The organism is Methylobacterium sp. J-030 (assembly GCF_022829545.1).
Taxonomy (GTDB): Bacteria; Pseudomonadota; Alphaproteobacteria; order Rhizobiales; family Beijerinckiaceae; genus Methylobacterium.
Map to the genome: position 1 here is coordinate 1 of NZ_JAKSYM010000051.1, position 1939 is coordinate 1939.

2 protein-coding genes are annotated in these 1939 nt (G+C 71.7%); both read left to right on the top strand.

Translation table 11 applies throughout. From position 1 onward, the window contains the following. Positions 1-460 precede the first annotated feature (460 nt). Positions 461-1132, top strand: a complete 672-nt coding sequence (locus MKK75_RS02185) for a hypothetical protein (protein WP_244040991.1) — start codon at positions 461-463, stop codon at positions 1130-1132. A 135-nt stretch (positions 1133-1267) separates the two neighbouring features. Next, positions 1268-1783, top strand: a complete 516-nt coding sequence (locus MKK75_RS02190) for a hypothetical protein (RefSeq protein WP_244040992.1) — start codon at positions 1268-1270, stop codon at positions 1781-1783. The last annotated feature ends 156 nt before the right edge of the window (positions 1784-1939 follow it).

Consider the following 1939-nt stretch of genomic DNA (forward strand, 5'->3'; position numbering starts at 1 on the left):
GGCGTGACGGTGCCGTGCCTGTCGCCGAGGTGGACCGCCGACTCCATTCGCGCCAGGCCGGCCCCGAGCCGGTCGCCGCGCCCGCGCCTGTCGTCTATCGCACGTTGCATCAGCCGGGCGGCCATACCGTCACGGTCCTGCCTTACCGGCCGGCCTCGGCGTCCGTGCTGCGTGCGGCGCCGCGCACTCACTCCGGACTGAACGCCTTCATCTCCGAGCGGGCCAGGGCGGGACTCCCTCTCCCGGCCGCCCAACCGCCCTGTTCCTGCCTGCCCGCCCGCCCTCGGCCTCCGGGCTGCGTAGAGCGCCGCGCAATCACGCCGAACCGAACGCCTTCATCGCCGGGCGGGCCACGGCGGGACTTCCTCTCCCGACCTCCCCCTTGTCGCTCGCTGCTCAGACTGGCTCGGCCCTCGCGTTTCTAGACGCGCATCAGCATGCCGCCCGTCCGGCGGCCGAAATGCCACCGCTAGAGGCCGTGGCGCGAGCCAAGCTCCGGGATGCCCTCAACGTCCGCGCTGGCGCCCGTGAGGCCCTGGCGACGAAGGAAGCGGCCTTGGCGAAGGCGCGCGAGGTGGAGCACGAGGCCATCGTCGCCGAGAGCCGCGCTCAGCTCGCCGAACTGGACGGCGGCGACGACCTGGCCCGCCGGATCACGGAATGGTCTGAGAGGGGCGGCGAGCGGCCCGACCTTGCCCCGGATCCGGCCAGCCTCGATGCCCGGCATGATCGCGACCGCGCACGGGTGAAGGCAGCCGCATCCCGTCAGGCCGTCGCGGCGATCGGCGAGGTGGTCGAGGTCAAGCGTGCCGCCCTCGCCGAGGCCGAAGCACAGGTCGAGGCTGCCGTCCGCGGCGTGGTCGAGGCGGTGGCCGAGGATGTCGCCAGCGAGGGTCGGAAGGCCGGTGAGATCCATCGGCGCGCCGAACTGGCGGCGGTCGCTCTGCAGCGCATGCAGGCTGGCCTGGCGGCGGCGCCTCTCTATCGGCTCAAGTCCGACACGGCTGCGCTTGCCAACGCCTTCGTCCCCCACGGTCGCAACGAACCGGCCGATTCCCTCTCCCGCGCCTCGGCGACGTGGCAGGCGTTCCACCGGGCGCTTGAGGCGGATGCAGACGCCACGCTCGGGTGAGTCCTCCCCGGCGCGGTTCCCGGCTTTCCGTGGCCGGGCGAGGCAATGCGGCGAGTGCTTCGAAAACCTAACCCCGCATGCCGGCGCGGCTCCCTCTCGGAGGCTGGCGCCGGCCACCACCACCGCAGGTTCGCCATGGCGATGAAATCGAAGTTCGCGGCCACGCCCGCCAAGCTCTCTCCCTTCTCGCAGAGCGTGCTGCGCGAGCTGGGCAAGCGCGTCGCCATCGGCTTCCCGGCAGACGGGGCCGGCCGCCAGCCCGAACCCGGCGAGCCCAACCCGCCGACGAATGCCATGTTGGCGTACCTCAATGAGTACGGTGCCCCGGATCAGAATATCCCGCAGCGCCCGTTCCTCGTGCCGGGCGTCGAGAGCATCACCAAGCAGGCGGCCGAGCGGCTGAAGAAGGGGGCGATAGCGGCTTTCTCCGGCGACCTGTCCGCGCCCGTGAAGGCCCTCAACCAGGTTGGGCTGATCGGCGTGGCCGCGGTGCAGGAGCGGATGACGGACGGCACCTTCGCGCCGCTGGCCGAGCGCACCCTGGCGGCCCGCCGTGCCCGCGGTCGGACGGGCGAGAAGCCCCTCATCGACTCCGCGCAGATGCGCAGGGCAGTCACGTATGCCATCCTCAACAAAGGACAGGGCGAGTGACGCTGCACTATCCCCGCACCGTCTCGGTCGAGCTCGAGGGCGGCAAGACCTACACCTACCGCGGCGCCGAGAACGCCGGCGAGGGCCTCCGCATCTTCTGCGAGACCGCCCCGAAGGATGCCAGGCCGCCGTACGTTCCCCGTCACAACCTCGTCA